Annotated in this window: 2 protein-coding genes and 1 pseudogene; 2 read left to right on the top strand and 1 reads right to left on the bottom strand. The window is 40.6% G+C overall.

Annotated elements, in window-relative coordinates:
* A partial coding sequence (locus TY19_RS11195) for a hypothetical protein (protein ID WP_079979327.1) occupies positions 1-4,592 on the top strand: 4,592 nt, incomplete at its 5' end.
* A 130-nt stretch (positions 4,593-4,722) separates the two neighbouring features.
* Here TY19_RS11195 and TY19_RS11190 read toward each other — a convergent pair.
* Positions 4,723-5,124, bottom strand: a pseudogene (locus tag TY19_RS11190) (transposase); the annotation flags it as partial.
* Between the two features lie 96 nt (positions 5,125-5,220).
* Here TY19_RS11190 and TY19_RS11185 point away from each other — a divergent pair.
* A partial coding sequence (locus TY19_RS11185) for an IS1 family transposase (protein WP_042282636.1) occupies positions 5,221-5,614 on the top strand: 394 nt, incomplete at its 3' end.

The following is a 5,614-nucleotide window of genomic DNA, read 5'->3' as shown; positions in this document are numbered from 1 at the left end:
CCTTGGGAGAAGATCCAGCGCAAGGATTGCCCGTTTTTACTTGCATCGGGGCTAAACACCGCTCTGGTTTCCATATCGATTCTGGCGGCAACCCAGCTATTGTCACTGATCTTATCAACACACCCGATGGATTGGCCCAAATGCAAAAAATGGAGGAGTATTCCTCAACTTCCCCTAGTAATACGCTGCGCAAAACAATTTCTTTTCACCAAAATACCCATAAACTCTTTGAACTCTACCAAGAACAAATGTGTATCTATCTCGATGAAGAGTTGCCGCAAGCAAAAGAAATCAGGCGCAAGTGTCAGGCGGTAAAGCTGCTAACGGATCGACTGCAGGCCTATGAGGAAATTTGGTGTCGTCCCTTTAAAGAAAAGGTCATTGATCTAAAAAAACACTACTCGGAGTTGCTCCATCACCTTTTAAATGATTTATCTCTTTACTTTGGCATAAAGGAATCCAATATACTCGATCTCATTGACGCGCTCGTGAAAAAGAAAATTTTCACACCCGAAAGTGGCTTTTTATTGCAAGAAGCGGTGGCAGCCGTTTACCTAAAAAGAGTGGGCCTTCATTTTACTTATAGGGAACAAAAAGAAGAGGTTAATCTGGAAGATCCTCTTAGGAAACAAGAGGTTCTGGCCAAGATTTATTGGCTTGTATTGCGTCCTCTTTACCGTAAGTTAAAATTTTGCCTCTCCAACCTAGATTCTAATCAATTCAACTCTTGCATTTTTAAGTTAGACACTCATTTTCGATACATTGACCTTTTGAATGAGGCTTGCTATGGAGAGAAGATGCATCCCAATGCAATAGAAAATCTCAAGTCATGGATCGCTCATTTCGTCCATCATCTCGTTTCTAGACAACAAGCTAATGCGCTTGATCCGAATCAACAGGCTAGAAAGAGGCATGAAGCTTACTACCAGAAGAGGCATGAAGCTTGCTACCAAAGTCTTTCCCGGATCACCTTCACGGAACCTTTAAGAGAAACCTATCTTAAAGTCTTGGGAAGCTATTCCACGGAGGAAAACTTGGCTACCTTAACCGCTCATCTTGCCTCCATTCCCAATCCAAGCGGAGTTAGACAAAGCCAACGTTTAGAAGAAGAGCAGCTTCAACAAGCGATCCTAGCGATGACAACAGATCAATCGAATGATGAAGACACCTTCCAAGTCAAAATTCGCTGTCCGGCAGTGCCTGTTGCCAAGTATCTCAGACAAGACGTTTGTGAACAGATTTTAGGAGAAACGGGAGATCTCAAAAAGCAATATGAAAGCCGTCACCACGTTGCAACTGCCTCCTATGGCGAATATCAACTGCATTTTAAACAAAAACCAACCCATCCTCTGCTGGAATATGCCATCCATGCACTGACGGCACGCATTGCGGGGCATTTGAGCCCTCCGACGCAGCTAGCACGCTTTGAAGTCGAAGTGAAAGGAAAAAAAAGGATCTATCCCGTTTTAATATCCAAAACAATACAAGGGCAAACTTTACAAAATGAGAACCAGCTAGACGTCAAGCAACTGACCTGGGCTTGCCTCTGTGCCGTATTGACGCGGCCAGGGGATGGCCGCTTTTCGAACTATGTCGTCGAAGAAAAGACGCAGCGCATTTTCTGCGTGGATAACGATGTTTCTTTTGTTGAGCCCGTTATTCACCATTCCTTCGGACATAAGGTACATTTTTCCTCCGCTCTTTTTTGTTTACATGCTGAATCTCATCTAGACGCCGAAGTGCTGCAAGCTTTTCTCCGTTTAGATCCTAACCTCATCCTCAAAAGTTGGCTCGAAGACTTAATCCAAAAAGATGAAGCCTACCGCGTCCTTCAACTTTTTACTCGCGACGAAGAAGAACAGTTATATGAAGAAAACTCGGAAGATCGCTTTAAAGGAAGGCTTCTTTTGCGTAGCGGCACGGTGGCAAATTTACTTGTGCAATTTTACCATCTGCAAGACTGCTTACGCCATGATTTAACAAGCAAAAAAAAGCTTATAGCTCTCAATCTTTTACCTTATCTTGTTAACTTACGGGGCAGTCAAAAGCAAAGCTTGGACCGCTGGGTTCATCCTAAATACCGGCAAGTTAACGGAAGCAGCTTGAGTCCTAAACAAAGGCTACAACAAGCGATCGATCGTCAGGTAGACAAATCTCTCACTTCCGCCCAAGCTGACGCAGCCAGCTTTGGCAAACCTCCGACGTTTAAAGAATTTTATCAACGTGAAGAATATTCCCCTGAAAAAGCCCAACGCGAGCTTTTAGCGTTTACTTTAAGTCGCTACACTCCAAATGTTGAGTTCGGGACAAGCGAAGAAGGAGAATGGATTGAAGCAGATTTTAAACAGATGGTCAAAGGAAAAAAACTCGATCGAGAGCGGCAACGCTTTGTGTTAAATGCCTTAATCTTTTTAATAAAAAATAAAGATCCTAAACCCCAAAAAGTCACTCTGATGAATTGCGCCGTTTTAGATCTGACCACGTTAAAACCTTTCTTGCATGCTCAACTCGACTATTTAAATGTAAGCGGCTGCCCACTTATTAAAGTAGAAACCATCCAAGAAATCGAAAAGTGCTCTCCTAACCTCAAATCACTCTATTTAAACCGTTGCGCTCAGCTGCGTGCATTTGAAAAAACAAACTTCTTTACACCGATCTGTTTGCAGTTTGCCAAATTAGAAGAATTGCAAATTAGAAGGTGCAAAGCGCTTGTCTCGATTCAGCTAGATGCCCCTCTTTTGCAAACCTTAAAAGCCGATAAAAATCCCCATTTAAAAATGCTCTTTTTCAAAACAATGGCTCCCTATGTCAAAGGAATTTTTACAAGATGCCCAGCCTTAAATCTAAAAAAAGCCATAGTAGAGGGGTTGGATAGAACCTTAAAAGAAATAAAAAATTTAGAAATTCATCGTAAGCAATTATTTCAACTTTATATGAATGATTCTGAGCTCACCACGCTTGATCTTAGTCGCAGGGGAATAAGCGATAAGGAAGCGGAAGTTATTGCTAATGGAATTGCTTGCAACACGGCTCTTAAGGAACTCGACCTTGGTGGTAACCAAATCAGCGATAAGGGAATGGAAGCTTTTGCTCAGGCTCTTGCTTCCAATACGGCACTTGATTCACTCTACCTTAATGATAACCAAATCAGCACTGAGGGAATGGAAGCTCTTGCTCAGGCTCTTGCTTCCAATACAACTCTTAGGGTACTCTCTCTTAACGGAAACCAAATCGGCAATGAGGGAATGGAAGCTTTTGCTAAGAATCTGCCTTCCAATACGGCTCTTAAGATACTCTACCTTAATGATAACCAAATCAGCGATGAGGGAATGGAAGCTTTTGCTCAGACTCTTGCTTCCAATACAACTCTTAGGGGACTCTCTCTTAACGGAAACAAAATCAACGGTAAGAGAATGGAAGCTTTTGCTGAGTCTCTTACTTCCAATACGGCACTTAATACACTCTACCTTGATGATAACCAAATCGGCACTGAGGGAATGGAAGCTCTTGCTCAGGCTCTTGCTTCCAATACAACTCTTAAGGTACTCTCTCTTAACGGAAACCAAATCAGCAATGAGGGAATGGAAGCTTTTGCTGAGTCTCTTGCTTCCAATACGGCACTTGATACACTCTACCTTAATAATAACCAAATCAGCGATGAGGGAATGAAAGCTTTTGCTAAGAATCTGCCTTCCAATACAACTCTTAGGGCACTCTCTCTTAACGGAAACCAAATCGGCAATGAGGGAATGGAAGCTTTTGCTGAGTCTCTTGCTTCCAATACGGCACTTGATACACTCTACCTTGATAATAACCAAATCGGCACTGAGGGAATGGAAGCTCTTGCTCAGGCTCTTGCTTCCAATACAACTCTTAGGGTACTCTCTCTTAACAGAAACCAAATCGGCAATGAGGGAATGGAAGCTTTTGCTAAGAATCTACCTTCCAATACGGCTCTTAAGATACTCTACCTTAATAATAACCAAATCAGCGATAAGGGAATGAAAGCTTTTGCTGAGTCTCTTGCTTCCAATACGGCACTTGATACACTCTACCTTAATAATAACCAAATCAGCGATGAGGGAATGAAAGCTTTTGCTAAGAATCTGCTTTCCAATACGGCTCTTAAGATACTCGACCTTGATGGTAACCAAATCAGCGATGAGGGAATGGAAGCTTTTGCTGAGTCTCTTACTTCCAATACGGCACTTAATATACTCTACCTTAATGATAACCAAATCAGTGATAGGGGAGCGGAAGCTTTTGCTCGAAATCTTGCTTCCAATAAAGCTCTTGAGGTACTCGACCTTGGTAATAACCAAATCAGCGATAAGGGAATGAAAGCTCTTGCTGAGTCTCTTGCTTCCAATGCTGAGTCTCTTGCTTCCAATAGGGATAGGGTACTTAATAAACTCTATCTTAATGATAACCGAATCAGCGATGAGGGAATGAAAGCTCTTGCTGAGTCTCGTGCTTCCAATACGGCTCTTAAGGTACTTGAACTTAATGATAACCGAGTCAGCTATAAAGGAGCCAAAACAATTGCTCAGTCTCTTGCTTCCAATATAGCTCTTAGTAGATATTACCGATAATAAGCAATAAAAGGTTATAAACAATCAATTAAGCTTTTAGCTCCAATGTGGCTGTTACTCTTGTAAATTTCTGTCTTAACAATAAAGAATCTCTAACGACACATATAGTTAATTGAATTTAATTGTGCATTTATGTGTATATTTGACAAAAAGAATAATCAATAGCTTTTGCAAGGCTTGATAATTTGTTTAAACTTAACCGGACTAATTGTTTAAAATTTGCCCAGAAAACTTTAATTGGATTTAAATCAGGCGAGTAGGAGGGAAGAAATAAAATTTTACATCCGGCTTGTCCAAGTAGATATTTGGTTTTTTTAGACTTGTGAGAAGTTGCATGATCCATAATAATCACCTGTCCAGTTTTAATCTCTGGAATTAATATTTTTTCTAACCAGGTATTAAACAAGGTAGGATGACACGTCCCTGTATAGCAAAAAGGAGCAAAAATTTTAGATTGGCATTTAGCTGCTATCAAGCTTTCCCTTGCAAAACGATGGCCAGATACTGCTGAATACACTTTTTCTCCTCTAAAAGCTCGCCCACTAGGTAGTGCTAAATAGGTAAGGCTATTTCAATAAACTGATCTAATTTCATAGATTAATTATTCTAATTCAAGCGGAGAAGAGCAATGAGATGTACGCACTGCGGCTCAGATTTGGTAAAGAGGAATGATTATACAAGACATGAAAAGCAAAATTTTCGTTGTTTAGAGTATGGCAAACAGTGGAGCGAAAACAATGAAGCTAAAATCATTAACGAACAAACAAAGGAACTTGTCAGAAAAGTTCTTCTAGAAAGAATGCCTCTTAATAGAATTTGTAGAATTTTTGATGTAAGCATGCCATGGCTGCTAGATTTTATTAATTTCATTATCAATGATTTGCCTGAGGATTTAAATGCACAAGTCACTTGTCGTGAGAAAGATGAGTTAGAAGTGGCTAAACTTGAAGTAGATGAGCAATGGAGTTTTGTAGGAAATAAGAAAAATGATCAGTGGTTATGGCTCATCTTGCATAAAAAAA

The organism is Candidatus Protochlamydia sp. R18, from assembly GCF_000648255.1.
Lineage (GTDB): Bacteria > Chlamydiota > Chlamydiia > Chlamydiales > Parachlamydiaceae > Protochlamydia > Protochlamydia amoebophila.
The sequence above is the reverse complement of the archived record's forward strand: the minus strand, read 5'-3'. Positions and strand labels throughout refer to the sequence as shown.